15 protein-coding genes are annotated in these 14,862 nt (G+C 74.2%); 9 read left to right on the forward strand and 6 right to left on the reverse strand.

The annotated features are described in order from the left end of the window. Positions 1-104 precede the first annotated feature (104 nt). Positions 105-1,061 (reverse strand): tRNA (adenine-N1)-methyltransferase, encoded by a 957-nt coding sequence (locus HNR25_RS00800; protein WP_184632521.1) that lies wholly within the window; start codon positions 1,059-1,061, stop codon positions 105-107. Between the two features lie 207 nt (positions 1,062-1,268). Between HNR25_RS00800 and ppgK the strand changes: the two genes are divergently transcribed. Further along, entirely contained in the window at positions 1,269-2,078 is an 810-nt protein-coding gene (gene ppgK / locus HNR25_RS00805) for a polyphosphate--glucose phosphotransferase (protein WP_184632523.1), read from the forward strand. Between the two features lie 39 nt (positions 2,079-2,117). Here ppgK and HNR25_RS00810 read toward each other — a convergent pair whose 3' ends face one another. Beyond that, positions 2,118-2,483, reverse strand: a complete 366-nt coding sequence (locus tag HNR25_RS00810) for a hypothetical protein (RefSeq protein WP_246463493.1) — start codon at positions 2,481-2,483, stop codon at positions 2,118-2,120. A gap of 163 nt (positions 2,484-2,646) precedes the next feature. Between HNR25_RS00810 and HNR25_RS00815 the strand changes: the two genes are divergently transcribed. Both HNR25_RS00815 and HNR25_RS00820 read left to right on the forward strand, forming a co-directional pair. Beyond that, a complete protein-coding gene (locus HNR25_RS00815; RefSeq protein WP_184632525.1) occupies positions 2,647-3,912 on the forward strand; it encodes a helix-turn-helix domain-containing protein in 1,266 nt (421 codons plus the stop codon). A gap of 53 nt (positions 3,913-3,965) precedes the next feature. After that, positions 3,966-4,439 carry a hypothetical protein gene (locus HNR25_RS00820; protein ID WP_184632527.1) on the forward strand — a complete coding sequence of 158 codons (474 nt, stop codon included), beginning with the start codon at positions 3,966-3,968 and terminating at the stop codon, positions 4,437-4,439. A gap of 33 nt (positions 4,440-4,472) precedes the next feature. On the opposite strand, the gene HNR25_RS00825 is transcribed toward HNR25_RS00820, so the two are convergent. Beyond that, the gene (locus HNR25_RS00825; RefSeq protein WP_312862283.1) at positions 4,473-5,636 is read right to left on the reverse strand and encodes a site-2 protease family protein; all 1,164 of its coding nucleotides are present in this window, start codon (positions 5,634-5,636) and stop codon (positions 4,473-4,475) included. Between the two features lie 100 nt (positions 5,637-5,736). Here HNR25_RS00825 and HNR25_RS00830 point away from each other — a divergent pair, with 100 nt between their 5' ends. The 4 genes from HNR25_RS00830 (at position 5,737) to HNR25_RS00845 (ending at position 10,384) form a co-directional block, all read left to right on the forward strand. Next, entirely contained in the window at positions 5,737-6,561 is an 825-nt protein-coding gene (locus HNR25_RS00830; RefSeq protein ID WP_184632529.1) for a RecB family exonuclease, read from the forward strand. Positions 6,562-6,655: 94 nt separating this feature from the next. Next, the gene (locus HNR25_RS00835; protein WP_312862284.1) at positions 6,656-7,975 is read left to right on the forward strand and encodes a sensor histidine kinase; all 1,320 of its coding nucleotides are present in this window, start codon (positions 6,656-6,658) and stop codon (positions 7,973-7,975) included. Between the two features lie 110 nt (positions 7,976-8,085). Beyond that, positions 8,086-8,769, forward strand: coding sequence for a response regulator (locus tag HNR25_RS00840; protein WP_184632547.1), 684 nt, complete (start codon positions 8,086-8,088; stop codon positions 8,767-8,769). A gap of 190 nt (positions 8,770-8,959) precedes the next feature. Continuing rightward, on the forward strand, positions 8,960-10,384 hold the full coding sequence (locus tag HNR25_RS00845; protein ID WP_184632549.1) for a threonine/serine exporter family protein: 1,425 nt from the start codon (positions 8,960-8,962) through the stop codon (positions 10,382-10,384). On the opposite strand, the gene HNR25_RS26995 is transcribed toward HNR25_RS00845, so the two are convergent. Continuing rightward, positions 10,281-11,093: an RloB family protein gene (locus HNR25_RS26995; protein ID WP_376767392.1), complete on the reverse strand. Its 813-nt coding sequence runs from the start codon at positions 11,091-11,093 to the stop codon at positions 10,281-10,283. The two genes, HNR25_RS00845 and HNR25_RS26995, sit on opposite strands and share 104 nt — an antisense overlap. A gap of 475 nt (positions 11,094-11,568) precedes the next feature. Here HNR25_RS26995 and HNR25_RS00855 point away from each other — a divergent pair, with 475 nt between their 5' ends. Both HNR25_RS00855 and HNR25_RS00860 read left to right on the forward strand, forming a co-directional pair. Continuing rightward, positions 11,569-12,282 carry an endonuclease V gene (locus HNR25_RS00855; protein ID WP_184632553.1) on the forward strand — a complete coding sequence of 238 codons (714 nt, stop codon included), beginning with the start codon at positions 11,569-11,571 and terminating at the stop codon, positions 12,280-12,282. Between the two features lie 267 nt (positions 12,283-12,549). Continuing rightward, positions 12,550-12,747: a DUF5999 family protein gene (locus HNR25_RS00860; protein ID WP_184632555.1), complete on the forward strand. Its 198-nt coding sequence runs from the start codon at positions 12,550-12,552 to the stop codon at positions 12,745-12,747. A gap of 52 nt (positions 12,748-12,799) precedes the next feature. Here HNR25_RS00860 and HNR25_RS00865 read toward each other — a convergent pair whose 3' ends face one another. Further along, positions 12,800-13,405, reverse strand: a complete 606-nt coding sequence (locus tag HNR25_RS00865) for an alpha/beta hydrolase family protein (protein ID WP_184632557.1) — start codon at positions 13,403-13,405, stop codon at positions 12,800-12,802. 63 nt (positions 13,406-13,468) lie between these two features. Beyond that, positions 13,469-14,692 (reverse strand): tetratricopeptide repeat protein, encoded by a 1,224-nt coding sequence (locus tag HNR25_RS00870; protein WP_184632559.1) that lies wholly within the window; start codon positions 14,690-14,692, stop codon positions 13,469-13,471. Positions 14,693-14,862: the final 170 nt, after the last annotated feature.

A 14,862-nucleotide genomic window follows, 5' to 3' on the forward strand; every position in this document is an offset into this window, starting at 1 on the left:
CCTAACCTCCCGGCGGCCGCGAGTGTCATAGCGCTCACTTTTCGATGTTGTGAACGCCTAGGTCACCCTGATAAGAGCCGGTGCGGCGTAACGCGAACGTAATGTCACTCGCCGCCGCCGGCCCCCGCGGGACCGGTGTCCGCGGCGCCGGATCCGGAGGAAGGCCGGGCGCCCGCCGCCGCACGCGCCTCCTGCTCGCGCTGCCAGTCCTGGCCGTAGGCGCCCTTGGAGGGGCGCCGACGGCGGTCGGGCGGCACCGCGCCGTCGGCCAGGCGCCGTGCGGTCACCAGGAATCCCGTGTGTCCGATCATGCGGTGGTCGGGGCGCACGGCCAGGCCTTCCACGTGCCACTCCCGCACCATCGTCTCGAAGGCGCGCGGCTCGTAGAAGGAGCCGTTGTCGCGCAGCTCCTCGACCACCCGCGAGATCTGCGTCGTAGTGGCGACGTAGACGCACACCAGCCCGCCCGGAATCAGCGCCGTGGAAACGGCCTCCAGGCACTCCCACGGGGCGAGCATGTCCAGCACCACCCGGTCGAGGTCGGTCTCGGCGAGCTCCTCGGCCAGATCCCCCACGGTCAGCCGCCAGGCCGGGTGCTCACCGCCGAAGAAGCGCTCCACGTTGGTGCGGGCGATCTCGGCGAAGTCGGCGCGGCGCTCATAGGAGGAGACCAGCCCCTGCTCGCCCGCAGCGCGCAGCAGCCAGCTGGTAAGCGCACCCGAGCCGCCTCCGGCCTCGGCGACCCGTGCGCCCGGGAAGATGTCGGCCTGAGCGACGATCTGCGCGGCGTCCTTGGGGTAGACGATCGTCGCGCCGCGCTTCATGGACAGCGTGAAGTCGGCCAGCAGCGGACGCAGGGCCACATAGGCGGTGTTGGAGGTCGCACGCACCACGCAGCCCTCAGAGCTGCCGATCAGCTCGTCGTGGTCCAGGCGCCCCCGGTGGGTGTGGAAAGCGGCTCCGGCCTTGAGGGTGATGGTGTGCATCTTGCCCTTGGGGTCGGTCAGCTGGACGATGTCGCCCTCGCGGAAGGGGCCGCGGCGGGCGTGGATGCCGGTCACAGGTACTCGTCTCTTCGCGGTTTCGGTCGTTGCACTGGGGCGGGCAGTCGCCCACGTTAGCGGCCCGGACACCGCACGGCGTAATCGCGCGCCCACCCCGTCCCGCACGGCGCGCAGCGCACGCGCCACGTCCCGGAAGGCGGCACAATCGGACTACGGGCACACGCGGGCCGGGGTTTCCCGGCGGGCCGGGAAGGACGGGACGACATGGCGCCCAGCGCACCCCGGACGGGGATCGGAATCGACATCGGCGGCAGCGGGATCAAGGCCGCGCCGGTCGACCTGGAGCAGGGGACGTTCCTGGTGGAACGGCTCAAAACGGCGACGCCCCGCCCCGCCACCCCCGAGGCGGTGGCCGAGGTCGTCGCCGACCTCGCCGCCTCCTTCCCCGAGCACGTGTCCGAGTCGGCGCCGCTGGGCGTGACCTTCCCGGCGGTCATCCAGCACGGGGTCGCCCGCAGCGCCGCGAACGTCGACCCCTCCTGGGTCGGCGCCGACGCCGAGAAGCTGCTGTCGGAGGCGACCGGGCGCGCGGTCGGCGTCGTCAACGACGCCGACGCCGCCGCGGTGGCCGAGCACCGCTACGGCGCCGCGCGCGGCGTACGGGGCGTGGCGCTGCTGACCACGCTCGGCACCGGCATCGGCACGGCGCTGCTGGTGGACGGCCGCCTGGTGCCCAATACCGAGTTCGGGCACCTGGAGATCGACGGCTACGACGCCGAGACCCGGGCCGCCTCCAGCGTGCAGGACCGCGAAGGGCTGTCGTACGAGCAGTGGGCCCGGGAGCGGCTGCAGCGCTACTACGACGAGGTGGAGCGGCTGCTGTGGCCCGACCTGATCGTGGTGGGCGGCGGGGTGAGCCGCATCGCCGACCGGTTCCTGCCCTACCTGGACCTCAACGCCCCCATCGTGCCGGCCGAGCTGCGCAACACGGCGGGGATCGTGGGCGCGGCCTGCCTGGCGGTGGAGCGGTTCGGCCCGGCGCGGACCGGCGGTGCCCCGCAGCCGTCGACGTGACCCGGCCCGACTCCTGCGGCAGGCCCGCCCGACGGCCGATCAGCCGTGGCGGGCCCGCAGCACCCGGGCGATCCTCCGTGCGGCCTCGGCGGGCCGCGCAGCGGGCGCAAGCGGGGTCCGGTGCGGCGGCGGCAGCGCCGGGTCGGCGCCGCAGTCCAGCCACCACCACAGCCGGCCGCGGTGCGGCCGCAGCAGGGCCTGCTGCACCCGCGGTCGGGGGCCGTCGGCGACGGCGTCGACCGCGCCGACGACGCGGTCCGTGCGGGCCCGCACGCCCATCGACCGCAGTTCGGCACTGAGACCGCTGAGCGCGCTGCTCCAGTGCGGACCGTCGGCGCCGCTGTCAAGCGTGTGGCCGCGTGCGGCCAGTCCGGACGTTCCACCGGGCGGGGTACCGACGGTCATGGGCGCTCCTGATCGCTACACACATCCCCGACACGACAGGGACTTCGGACCCTTGACTCTGCCTCGGGAGCGAACTCCGCGTAACCCTCCATGCGCATTACGCATAGCAGTATCTTTTTCACACATAGCCACCGATGCCTGGTGGAACCTTTAATCTAGGCTCATGCCCCGACGAGACAGCGCGCTGCCGCCGGACTTCTGGGAACGCGACGGCATCACCGAGGCGCTGGCCACCTGCGACCTCGCCCGTGTCCTGGAACAGGTGCGCCTGGCCCGCGACTGGTCCCAAGGCGAGCTCGCCGCCGCCGTCGGCTACTCGCAGAGCTGGGTGTCGCGGGTGGTCAACCGGCAGCAGTCACTCACCGTCGACCAGGTCCGCGAGATCGCCGGGCGGCTGGGGATCCCGATCCGCCTCCTGCGGTTCGCGGGCTCCGCCGATCCGGACAGGGGGGCCGATCCGACGAGACGACGGGAATTCGGCACGGTCGTCGCCACGGCGGCGCTGACGCCCGGAGCGATCCCGCGCGACGGGGTCGACGAAGGCACCGCCCAGACCCTGCGCGCGATCACCGGCGGCCAGCGGCGCCTGGACGGCGCCTCGCCGTCGCGCGACCTCGCCGGCGGCGCGGTCGCCCACGTGGAACTGACCGGGCGGACGCTGGCCCGGGCCCGCCGCACGCCGTTCGCGCCCGGTATCGCCGCGGCGGCCGGCGAAGCCGCCGGCTTCGCCGCCTGGCTGCACGCCGACATGGACGACGCCGGATCGGCGCGCGGCTACTACCGCACCGCGGTGCGCAACGCCCGGCTGGCCCGCGATCCGCTGCTGGGCGCCTACATGGTGGGCAGCCTGGCCGCGTTCGAGACCGAGACCGAGGACGCCGCGGCCGGGCTGAGCCTGGTCGGCGAGGCGGCGCGGCTGCTGGGCGGCGGCACCCACCCCACCGCTGCGGCGTGGCTGTCGTGCACCCGCGCGATGGCCTACGCCACGCTCGGCGACGCCTCCGCGGCCGACGCCGAGATCGCCTCCGCCGAGCGCGCGGTCGCCCGCAGCGACAACACCGAGCCGCCCTGGCCCTGGGTCTTCCCCTTCACTGACGCGAAGGTCGCCGGGTACCGTGCCCGAGCGGGCGTGCGGCTGCACCGTCCGCGCGAGGCGCGCGCCGCCTTCGCCGAGGCGTTCGGCGGCACTCGGCCCGCGGCCAAGAGCGGCGCGAACCTGATGGTGGAGCTCGCCGGCGCCCACGCCGACGCCGGCGACGTCGACGAAGCGTTCTCGCTGGCCGCCGATTCTCTGCGGATCGCCGTGCACTTCCGCTCCGATCGGCTGATATCGCGGGTGCGGCGCTTCCGCCGCGCCTACCGGGGGCCCGGCGCACGCTGCGTCAAGGAGCTCGACGAACAGCTCGCCTCGGCGGCGCTGACCGCCTAGCGCCGCCTGTGCGCACCCCGCGTGGCGGGTGCCCGGGCCAGAGAGGAAGGGCGATGCGGCGTATCGCGATCACCGGCCACCGCGGCCTGCCCGAGGAGGTCGCTCGTGCGGTGGACTCCGTCCTGCGCACCCGCCTGCGGGGCATCGGGCCGTACCTGACGGGGCTTTCCTGCCTCGCCGACGGCGCCGATGCGCTGTTCGCGCGCGCCGTGCTGGACGCCGGCGGCGCTCTGGAGGCGGTGGTGCCGGCCGACCGCTACCGCGACGGCCTGCCCGAGTGGCACCGCGCCACCTACGACGCGCTCATGGCGGAGGCGTCGCTGGTGCACCGGCTGCCGTACGTGGAGTCCACCTCCCAGGCCCACCTCGAAGCGGGCCGCTACCTGGTGGAGCACTGCGACGAGCTGCTGGCCGTGTGGGACGGCTGCCCGCCGCGCGGGCCGGGCGGAACGGCAGACATCGTCGACTACGCCCGCTCCCGCCGGCGCCACGTGACCGTCGTCTGGCCCGAGGGCGCCACCCGCTGAGCGGGCCCCGAGCGCATCCGCCGGCCGACGGCCTCAGCGCCGGACGAAGGCCTGCTGGATGTCGGAGGTGTAGAGCGCGCCGTAGACGCTGCCGTCGGCCTCCACCAGCAGGTACTCCTGGGCGGGGTGGGCGCGCAGCGCCTCCAGCAGCTCCTCGCCTTCCAGGTCGGCGCCGACGACCGCCCCGGAGGTGATCGCGCGGGCCACGCTGGAGACCGGCACCCACGGGAGCCGGGTGTCGGGCACGGCCGCCGCAGCGGCCTCGTTGACGATGGACGTGGGGGTTCCGGCGGTGTCGGCGACCACCACCGCCCGCGCGCCCGCCGCCTCCATGCGCCGACGGGCTTCGGCCACCGACGTGTCGGCGCCGACGGCGACCACGCGCCGACCCAGCCGCCGCGCGCGCAGCGTGGGCACCCGTTCGCGTACACGCGCGGCCCGCAGTGCCGAGGCCGCACCCATCCACATGAACGACGCCAGCAGCACCGCCCACACCATGCCGAACAGGTCGGGCGCGCTCCCGGTGGCCAGCCCGTACAGGACCGGGACGGCGACGATGGCCACCGCCAGCAGCCGCCCGCCCCAGGCGGCGACCACGGTTCCGGCGTAGGGCCTGCGGGTGAGCGCCCACACCGCGGCCCGCACCAGGCGTCCGCCGTCCAGCGGCAGGCCGGGCAGCAGGTTGAACACGCCCACCAGGAGGTTGGCCACCCACAGCTGCCACACCAGCACGCCCACGACGGTCTGGGGATCGACGAGCCAGTAGCCCGCGAACCCGGCGGCGGCCAGCGCCAGCGACAGGACCGGCCCCGAGACCGCCACCAGGAACTCGCGTCCGGGTGTGGGCGCCTCGCGCTCGATCTGGGACAGCCCACCGAGCATGTACAGGGTGATCCGGGCGACGGGCAGCCCGAACATGCGCGCCGTGACGCAGTGGGCGAGCTCGTGGATCAGCACCGACGCATACAGCAGCACCGCGAAGACGAAGGCCACGACGTAGGAGAGCGGCCCCAGGTGGAGGGTGCGCTCGACCACGGGCTCGTAGATCAGCGTGATCACGGCCGCGATGATCAGCCACGAGGGTGTCACGTAGACGGGGATGCCGAAGGGCCGCGCCATGAGCCAGCCCGATCCGTCGCGGGTGCTGCGGGCGGTACTCGGGCTCTCGGGCGGAGTGCTGCTGCCGGAATGGGTCACGGCCCCAGCCTATGCAACCTGCCTGCGCGCGCCGGGACGGTGCGGGCGGGCTGTGGACGGCCCGCCCGCCGGTACCCACGCGAAGCCGTACGGTTGGGCCATGGACTCGCCCGACGACGCCCCCGTGATCGGCGCCCTGTCGCCGTCGCGGGCCGCCGACTTCCTGCAGTGCCCGCTGTTGTTCCGCTTCCGGGCCATCGACCGGATTCCCGAGCGCCCCAGCGCCGCCGCGCTGCGCGGCACCCTGGTGCACGCGGTGCTGGAGCGGCTCTTCGAGCTGCCTTCCGGGACCCGCACTCCGCGCACGGCGCTGTCGCTGATCGGTCCGCAGTGGGAGCTGTTGCGCGCATCGCAGGCCGAGGCGGTCGCCGAACTGTTCGCGACCGAGCAGGAGGTCGACGACTGGCTGGCCCAGGCGCGCGCACTCGTGGAGCGCTACTTCGAAATGGAGCAGCCCCAGCGGCTGGAACCGCGCGAGCGCGAAAAGCGCCTGGACGTCACGCTGCAGTCGGGGTTGCGGCTGCGCGGCTATCTCGACCGCCTCGACGTCGCCCCCGCCGGCCAGATCCGCATCGTCGACTACAAGACCGGCAAGTCGCCCCGCCCCCGGTTCGAGGACAAGGCGCGCTTCCAGATCTTCTTCTACGCCGTGATGCTCTGGCGCGAACTCGGCGAGGTCCCGGCCCGGCTGCAGCTGATGTATCTGGGCGACGGCGGAGTGCGCTGGTACGACCCCACCGAGCAGGAGCTGCGGGCGGCCGAGTCGGAGATCCTGGGCATCTGGCGCGACATCGAGGACACCGCCCGGTCGGGCACCTGGCACCCGCGCCCCAGCAAGCTGTGCGGCTGGTGCGACCACCAGGCGCTGTGCCCGGAGTTCGGCGGCACCCCTCCCCCGCTGCCCGATCCCGCACCGGCACGGTGACCGGCGCCGCCCCGGACGCGTCCTACCGGCGGAGGAGACGGGATCGGCCGGGCGAAGGGCGGCGTGTGCGGCACGCGCCCCTAGCGTGGAGCAGGTGACCGCCGCACCAGCCCCACCCGAAGCCGACACCGCCGCCGCGCCCCGAGACGCCGGGTCCTCCCCGCTGCGCGGGGGCCGGTGGCCGTGGACGGGCGACGCGGCCGTCGTGGCCGCGCTGGCGGCGGCCAACTCCGCGCTGGTCACGCTCAGCCGCGAAACCCCCGCCATGGCAGCCGTGTGGCATGACCACACGGCCGGCTACATCGCCGGGATCCTGCTGTCGCTGGTGCTGTTCGCGCGGCGCTACCTTCCGTTCACCGTGCTCATGCTGGTCACACTCGGCGGGCTCGCCGGCGACTTCGCCGGAATCCTGGTGTGGGGCGCCGCGAGTCTGGGTATCGCGGCGGCGGCCTATTCGGTCGGCCGGTACCTGCCGCTGGTGCGTTCGCTGGCCGGGCTGGCCGCCGCGATGGCGGTCAACGTCGCCTCGACCGCGCTGAGCCCGGCCACGACCGCGCCCGGCGGCGGCGAAACCGACGGCGCACCGTGGTGGATCAACCAGGCCTTCTATCTCGGCTGGATCGCGGGGTCCTGGTGGGTGGGGCGGCTGGTGCGCATGCGCTCCTTCCACATGATGGAACTGGCCGCCCGCGCCGAGCGCCTGGAGCGCGCCCGCGACGCCCACACCCGCGCGGTTCTGGCCGAGGAGCGCACGCGCATCGCCCGCGAGCTGCACGACGTCGTGGCCCACCACGTCAGCGTGATGACGGTGCAGGCCACCGCCGGGCGCCGGGTGATCGAGCGCTCCCCCGACCGGGCCCGCCAGACCCTCGTCGAGATCGAGGAGACCGGGCGCCAGGCGATGTCGGAAATGCGGCGGCTCGTGGACGTCCTGCGCGAAGCCGAAGCCGAAGGCGGGGGCGCCGACGGCGGCGACGCCGCCGAACGCGATCCGCAGCCGGGCCTGTCCGGACTGGGCGAACTGGTCCGCCAGATCCGCGAGACCGGGACGCCGGTGGAGCTGGTCGCCGAGGGCGTACCGGTGCGGCTTCCGCCGGGCCTGGAGCTGACCCTGTACCGGGTGGTGCAGGAGTCGCTGACCAACGTCCTCAAGCACGCCGGCCGCGACGCCCCCACCACCGTGTCGGTGCGCTACGGCCCGCGGGCGGTGGACGTGGCCGTCGTCGACGAGGGCGGCGCCGGAGGGCGCGGCGGCGGCACGGAGGGCGCACCGCCCTCCTCCGACGAGCCCGGGCACGGCCTGGTGGGCATGCGGGAACGCGTGTCCCTCTACGGCGGCGAATTCGACGCGGGGCCGCGCAGCGGCGGCGGGTTCGAGGTCCGTACCCGGATCCCGCTCCCGCACCGCGAATGACCCCGAGCCGACGCGGGCCTGCGGCCGAGCCGACGCGGGCCCGGCCGCCGAACCGGCCGCTTCCGGCCGCGGTGGACGCGGCGGCGCCGCCGATCCCCGAGAATCGGCACATGACCATCCGCGTCCTGCTCGTCGACGACCAGCCCCTGTTGCGTACCGGCTTCCGCCTGATCCTCGAGTCGGAACCGGAGTTCGCGGTCGTAGGCGAGGCCGCCGACGGCCACGCCGCGCTCGCCGACACCCGCCGGCTGCTGCCCGACGTGGTGCTGATGGACATCCGCATGCCCGGTAAGGACGGTATCGACGCCACCCGCGAGATCCTGGACTGGTCCCGGACCAGCGGCCGGCACGTGCAGGTGCTGGTACTGACGACCTTCGACCTGGACGAGTACGTCGTCGAGGCGCTGCGGGCCGGGGCAAGCGGATTCCTGCTCAAGGACGTGCCCCCGGACGAGCTGGCGGGGGCGATCCGCGTGGTGGCCGACGGGGCGGCGATCGTGGCACCCACGGTCACGCGCCGGCTCCTGGACCGCTTCGCCGACAAGCTGCCCGCCACCCGGGAGCGGCCTGCGCACCAGCCGGACCACCTCACCGAGCGCGAGCGCGAGGTGCTGCGGCTGCTGGCGCGCGGGCTGTCCAACGCCGAGATCGCGCGCCGCCTGGTGGTCAGCGAGACCACGGTCAAGACCCACGTGGGAAACGTCCTGACCAAACTGGGGCTGCGCGACCGGGTGCAGGCGGTCGTGCACGCCTACGAGACCGGCGTCGTCCGCCCGGGCGAGGACGAGGAGTAGACCGGCGCCACACACGGCGGCCGCACTCGGCGATCGCGCACGCGACCTGCGACCATGGCCCGTGATCGACCTCACTGCCGCACCGGGGCGGGCACCGCCAACCGGCGCTGGGGACCGGGCGTCTCATCCCGTGGCCGCCAGTGCGGGCGGCAGTCGTTTCCGCACGTCGAGGAGGTATCGAGAACCGCTCATGGCCGATGACCCCCAGCTTCCCGCATCGTCGGACGACGATTTCCTGCTGAGCCGGCTGCGGGATTGGCGTGCGTCCCGCGAGGCGGAGATGCACTCCGACCTCTTCGACGAAGCCGTGGAGATGCCCGATCCGCGGGCGCTGGACCTCGTACTGCGCGTGGGCGAGCTGCTGCTGGCCAGCGGCGAGAGCACCGAGGTGGTCAGCGAGTCGATGCTGAGCCTGTCGGTGGCCTTCGAGCTGCCGCGTTCGGAGGCCTCGGTCACCTTCACCGCGATCACGCTGTCGACCCACCCCGGGGGCGACCACCCGCCGGTCACCGGTGAGCGCGTGGTGCGCCGCCGCACCCTGGACTACTTTCGCGTCAACGAACTGCACGCCCTGGTGCAGGACGCGGCGCTGGGGGCGGTGGAGCTGGAAGGCGCCATCGCGCGGCTGCGGGCGATCAAGCGTGCGCATCCGCCCTACCCCAGTTGGCTGATCGTGACGGGGTTCGGGCTGATCGCCTCCAGCGCCAGTCTCATGGTCGGCGGCCAGTGGCTCGTCGCCGCATTCGCTTTCGTGGCGACGGTGCTGGGCGACCGCACCTCGGCGTTCCTCGCGCGGCGCGGCGTGGCGGAGTTCTACCAGATGGCCGCGGCGACGATGGTGGCCTCCTCCATCGGCGTGGCGCTGCTGTGGGGCAGCGACCAGCTGGACCTGGGGTTGCAGGCGGGCGCGATCATCACCGGCAACATCATGGCGCTGCTTCCGGGGCGTCCGCTGGTGGCCAGCCTGCAAGAGGGAATCAGCGGCAGCTACGTCTCGGGGATGGCGCGGCTGCTGGAGGTCTTCTTGACCCTGGGCGCGATCATCTCGGGGGTGGGCGCCGTCGCCTACACCGCGGTGCGCCTGGGCGTGGACGTCACGCTCGACAATCTGCCCACCGTCGGTACCGGCGTGGAGTTCCCGGTGCTGCTCGGCGCTGCCGGCATCGCCATGACCTTCGCGGTGTCGCTGACGGTTCCGCCGCGCATGCTGCCCTGGATCGGCACGATGGGCGTGGTGATCTGGCTGATCTACGCGACCGTGCGCAGCCTGCTGGACGCGCCCCCGATCCTGGGTACCGCGGCCGGCGCCGTGGTCATCGGCGTGATGGGCCACGCGCTGGCGCGGCGCACCCGGCGGCCCGTGCTGCCCTATGTGATTCCGGCGATCGCGCCCCTGCTGCCCGGCAGCATCCTGTACCGCGGCCTGTTGGAGATCACCCTGAACCAGCCGGTGCAGGGGCTGCTGAGCCTGTCGGAGGCGGTGGCGATCGGCCTGGGCCTGGGTGCGGGGGTCAGCTTCGGCGGCGAACTGGTGCGCGCGTTCCAACGCGGGGGCCTGGCCGGAGCCGGCCGCCGCAGCCGCCCCGCGGCCCGCCGCAGCCGCGGCGCGGCCTGAGGCCGCCGTGCGGGCCGAGCCGCGGCGGGCGGGGCGGCGCCGGCCAGGCTCTTCGCCATGCGATCGGCCCGCCTCCACGACCGATGCGCCGGCAGGCGCGCCCGCACGTCACCCGCGCGTGCGGAAACCGCCCCTCCTCGGCCCGGATCACGGCGCCGACGCCGGTGGCGGGAAGGGCGCCCCTGGACACCTCCCCGAGTTCGTCAGCACGCCGGCAGGCGTCCTGCACGTTCGCGGCGAAGTCCTCGTAGCGGGTGCCGCGACGGCGTTGTGCGTTCCACCCGCCCTTCTGCCAGTGCGCAAGGGCCTTTTCGAGCGTCTTCGCCGCGTCTCCCGTGGTGCAGCATTCTCTGACCTCAGCGGCCGTTCGATAGTGCAGCAGGAGCCACACTTCGAAGTCGGGATGGGACACAGCGGTGTCCACGGACACGTCCCGGGCCGTGCCGTTGAACTCTCGGACGCGCTCCTCGGCGCGGGCGGTGTCCTCCCCCTCGGTGTCGAAGACGGCCCACACCCGGTGGTGGCCATCGCCCGCGCGGGCGATCGCCTCGTCGACGATGCTCAGGGCGTCCGTGGTCTTCGCTGTCCGCACATCGACATGAACCCCGGAGAAACGCACCCGCAATCCCTTGAGGCAGGCCACCTCTGTTGCGCCCTCGCAGAGGACGAGAACGGTCTTACGTTCGCTCCGTAGCGGCCGGCCGGACACTTCCGGGCACGGGTTCCCTCGTCGGCGGCCTCGAAGCCGGACAGGGGGTAGATCTCGGTCGCGCCGGAGACGACCTTCTCGCAGAACCAGATCTGATCCCGCCCAAGCACCTCTGCACCCCGGATCCGCGGCCAAGAAGCGCAGCGTCGTGACTGGTGAAGATCAGTTGAGCGCCGTGGGGGCCTGCGCCGCGGTGCCGAAACACCCATCTGCAGGAGTCCCGCACTCCCCCGTCCTTCGTCTCCCGGGAGACGGCCTCGGTGGCGACCTCCCCGATCCCGGTATCCGCCGCGACGAGGAGTTCCCCGAGGCGCCGCTCGGCCTCTTCGCCGGGCGGCGCCATCGAGGTGAACCGCACTCGCGGTATTCCGGAAGGACGCGACCGGATCAGCAGCCCGTTGGCGAACCAGCGCAGCGCCGAGGGCGCCCCGGGGACGCCCTCGGCGTCCTACCCCGCCCGGCTAGGGTTTGCGGTATGGACGGGATCGACAGCGCCCGGGGGCGCACGGCTGCAGGGGGCATCGCCCAGCAGGAGCGGCCGACCGACGCCGCACAGGCACGGGCGGTGCAGGAGCGGTCGGCCCCGCTGGTGCGCCACGAGGCCGTCGACGCCGGCGCCGTCTCCCTGGTCGCCGGCCTGGACGTGGCCTACTCGGCCGACGACGACCGGCTCGCGGCCGCGGCGGTCGTGCTCGCCGCGCCGGAGTGGCGACCGGTCGACTCCGCCACCGTCGTGTCGTGTCCGCGGTTTCCCTATGTGCCCGGGCTGTTCGCTTTCCGGGAGGCGCCGGCGCTGCTGGACGCCGTCGCGCAGTTGCGGACGGCGCCCGACGTGCTCGTCTGCGACGGTTTCGGCCTGGCCCATCCGCGCCGTTTCGGCCTGGCCTGCCACGTCGGGCTCGCACTGGAGGCGCCCGTGCTGGGCGTGGGCAAGACCCCGTTCGTCGGCCGCGCCGCCGAGCCCGCGTCCGAGCGGGGCTCCTGGACTCCGCTGGTGGACGGCGGCGAGCCGGTCGGCCGGTGCCTGCGCACCCGCGCCGGGATCAAACCGGTCTACGTTTCGGTGGGCCACCGCATCGACCTGGATTCGGCCACCGAACTGACACTGCGCGCGGCACCGCACTACCGGGTGCCCGAACCCGTCCGGCGCGCGGACCGGTTGTGCCGGGAGCGCCTGGCCGCCTGCTGATCCGGCGCCGCCGCGAGTCCGCCCCGCGGCCGCAGCGCGACACGCCGAGGCTGCATGCGGTCTCGGCGCACAGGCGGAACCTGTTGCCCCGTTCGTCCGCGCTTTTCGGGATATTCCGAGCACGTCGCCTGACCGCATCCGGCCGATTCGCCGTGTCGCCGGACCGCCCCGGCGGCCTTCGGCGTCGAATCCCCGCAAAACCAGGTGCACTGTGACTCGCGCCACTAAGCTCGGGGGAGCAGTGATCGAAACGACCGGAGGCGCAAGATGTGCCCGCACCGACCCCAGTGCCCGTCCTGCGACGACGTCGACCGCGAAGCGGCCCGCGTCGTGGCCAGCCATCCCGAGCAGGGCTGGAGCCTGCTCTGCAACGGCGTCGTGAACTTCGAGGACACCGGCGAGCTACTGCCCGACGGCGACGTCGTCGCCCCGCACCGCCCGACCGATATCAGCGCCGTCGCCTGATCCCGCCCCGGCGGTTTCGATCCGGGCACGCCCGGCGCCGCCGGCGCTCGACTCAGCCCAGCCGCTCGGTGAGCCATTCGGTGACCGCACCGGCCACGGCGCCGACGTCTCCGGCAAGGTCGTGCCGCTCTCCCGGACGCACCACGAGCGACGCGGCGTCGGCCGCGTCGGGGACGCCGAAGGGGTCGCGGTCCCCGTTGACCACCAGAGTGGGCACCCCGGCGCCGCGCAGTTCCGGAGCCCGCGAGCGTTCCGGTTTGCCCGGCGGGTGCAGCGGGAACGCCAGCGCGACCACCGCCGCCGCGCCCAGTTCCGCAGCGGTGCGGCAGGCGACGCGGGCTCCGTTGCTGCGCCCGGCGAGCACGAGCGGTATCCCGTGCACGCGCGGGTCCGCGCACACGCCCCGCACTGCAGACGTCCACGCCTCGTCCTGGGGACGGGTCGCCGAACCCGGCATCTTCCGGCCGGCCACCCGGTAGGTCTGGGTGATGCGGGCGACGGCGCCGCCCGACGCCAGCACCGCCTCGCACACCGCGGTGATGTCGGGCGCGTCGACGCCGCCGCCGGCTCCGTGGGTGATGGCCAGCAGGTAGCGCGGTTCGCCGGACGGCAGGCCGAGATCGGCCAGCGCCGGGCCGCGGGGCGTATCGAGCTCCATGCCACCAATCTAGGACCGCCGGGCGGGCGGCGCGCCGCCCGCAGGGCTCCCGCCGCACCGGCGTCAGTCGGCGGTTCCGGGCCACCCTTCGGGAAGGACCGGGGCCCGGGATCCCGCTGCCACGCGGAGCCGTTCGCGGAAGTCGTCGTCGAGTGCCGGCCCCCACACGTACTGTCCGGGGGTGCGAACCGCCTCCTGCACTGCGCGGCGCAGGGCCTCCGGGTCGCCTTCGCCCTGGGCCAGGGGCAGCGCGAGGCGGGTGTACATCCGGTCGAGGGCGACGAACAGCTCTCCGGTGAGCATGGGGGCGCTGTTCTGCGCGGCGGCCGCCTCGACGTAGGGCTCCCACCAGTCGGCGCCCTCGTCCTGCTCCGGGGCCCGGTCGTCGGAGGCCGGTCCGGGTTCGGGCGCCAGGAAACCGCGGCGCAACCGGGCGCGGACCTCGCCGGCGGTGGCGGGGTCGCGGTGGGCCAACCCGTCGGCCCACACCCGCTCGGCGGTCTCGCCGTCGCCGCGCACCGCGAGCAGGCGGGCCAGCAGCTCGACGGCGCCGCCGGCGACCTCGGGCGCCACCGCGGGCCCGGAGACCGCCGTGGCCGCATCGGCCTCCGTGCCGGCTTCGGCCTCCGCCTCGCCGACGACGGCGCCGAACGCGCTGATCGCGTACTCGACGTGCACGGCGCCCAGCAGCAGCCGCAGTCCGGCGTGCTCGCCGGCCTCCAGGCCGCGGTCGACGACATCGGCGGCGGCGTCGGGGCGGCCCTGGGCCAGCAGCCGGGCCGCGTAGTCGTGTGCGGCCTCGGGTGCGACCTCCGCCGAGCCGCTCTGCAGCACCTGCTCCCAGTGCTCTTCGGCGGCCCGGGTGTCGCCGCGCTCTTCGGCCAGGCGCGCCAGCCCGTAGTGGGCGGCCGGCCGGTAGCGGTTGTTGCCCGAGTCCATGACCTCGTTCCAGGCCTCGCGGGCCCGGTCGTCTTCGCCGGCGGATTCCAGGGACAGGGCCAGGTGGTAAGCGGCGCGCGGCGCGAATTCGGGGTGGCCGGTGGCGATCGCGGTGCGCGCGGCCGCGTGCGCCGCCGCGACGTCGCCCATGTCGTGGCGGACGACGGCCAGCCCGAGGGCGGCCCGCGGGAGGTAGCGCGGCGATCCGCCCTCCACCACGCGTTCGTAGACCTGGGCTGCGCGGTCGAGGTGGCCGTTCTCGGCGAGGTCGCGCGCCTGCTCCAGCAGGCTCGCGAGCTCCGGCTCGTCTCCGGAGGCGTGTGCGGAGGATCCGGCGGACGCTGTCATCTCAGGCGTACTTTCCACGCGGGGGGGGCGGGGCGGTGCAGGGCGGCGACCGACCGCCCCGACGTCTCGTTCGGACCCTAGCCCGTCGGCGGGAACCCGGCGGGCAGGCGCGGCCGCATCGGCCGGATCCGGCTGTCGGCGGGCGCCTGTTCCGGGATGCGGGACCCGCC

This window comes from Streptomonospora salina (genome assembly GCF_014204715.1).
Taxonomy (GTDB): domain Bacteria; phylum Actinomycetota; class Actinomycetes; order Streptosporangiales; family Streptosporangiaceae; genus Streptomonospora; species Streptomonospora salina.

Bases quoted from the DNA above. Each gene is read 5' to 3' on its own strand.
- HNR25_RS00860 (WP_184632555.1), top strand. From the start codon at position 12,550: ATGTGCCCGCACCGACCCCAGTGCCCGTCCTGCGACGACGTCGACCGC.
- HNR25_RS00830 (WP_184632529.1), top strand. From the start codon at position 5,737: ATGGACTCGCCCGACGACGCCCCCGTGATCGGCGCCCTGTCGCCGTCG.
- ppgK (WP_184632523.1), top strand. From the start codon at position 1,269: ATGGCGCCCAGCGCACCCCGGACGGGGATCGGAATCGACATCGGCGGC.
- HNR25_RS00870 (WP_184632559.1), bottom strand. From the start codon at position 14,692: ATGACAGCGTCCGCCGGATCCTCCGCACACGCCTCCGGAGACGAGCCG.
- HNR25_RS00820 (WP_184632527.1), top strand. From the start codon at position 3,966: ATGCGGCGTATCGCGATCACCGGCCACCGCGGCCTGCCCGAGGAGGTC.
- HNR25_RS00810 (WP_246463493.1), bottom strand. From the start codon at position 2,483: ATGACCGTCGGTACCCCGCCCGGTGGAACGTCCGGACTGGCCGCACGC.
- HNR25_RS00815 (WP_184632525.1), top strand. From the start codon at position 2,647: ATGCCCCGACGAGACAGCGCGCTGCCGCCGGACTTCTGGGAACGCGAC.
- HNR25_RS00855 (WP_184632553.1), top strand. From the start codon at position 11,569: ATGGACGGGATCGACAGCGCCCGGGGGCGCACGGCTGCAGGGGGCATC.
- HNR25_RS00840 (WP_184632547.1), top strand. From the start codon at position 8,086: ATGACCATCCGCGTCCTGCTCGTCGACGACCAGCCCCTGTTGCGTACC.
- HNR25_RS00865 (WP_184632557.1), bottom strand. From the start codon at position 13,405: ATGGAGCTCGATACGCCCCGCGGCCCGGCGCTGGCCGATCTCGGCCTG.
- HNR25_RS00845 (WP_184632549.1), top strand. From the start codon at position 8,960: ATGGCCGATGACCCCCAGCTTCCCGCATCGTCGGACGACGATTTCCTG.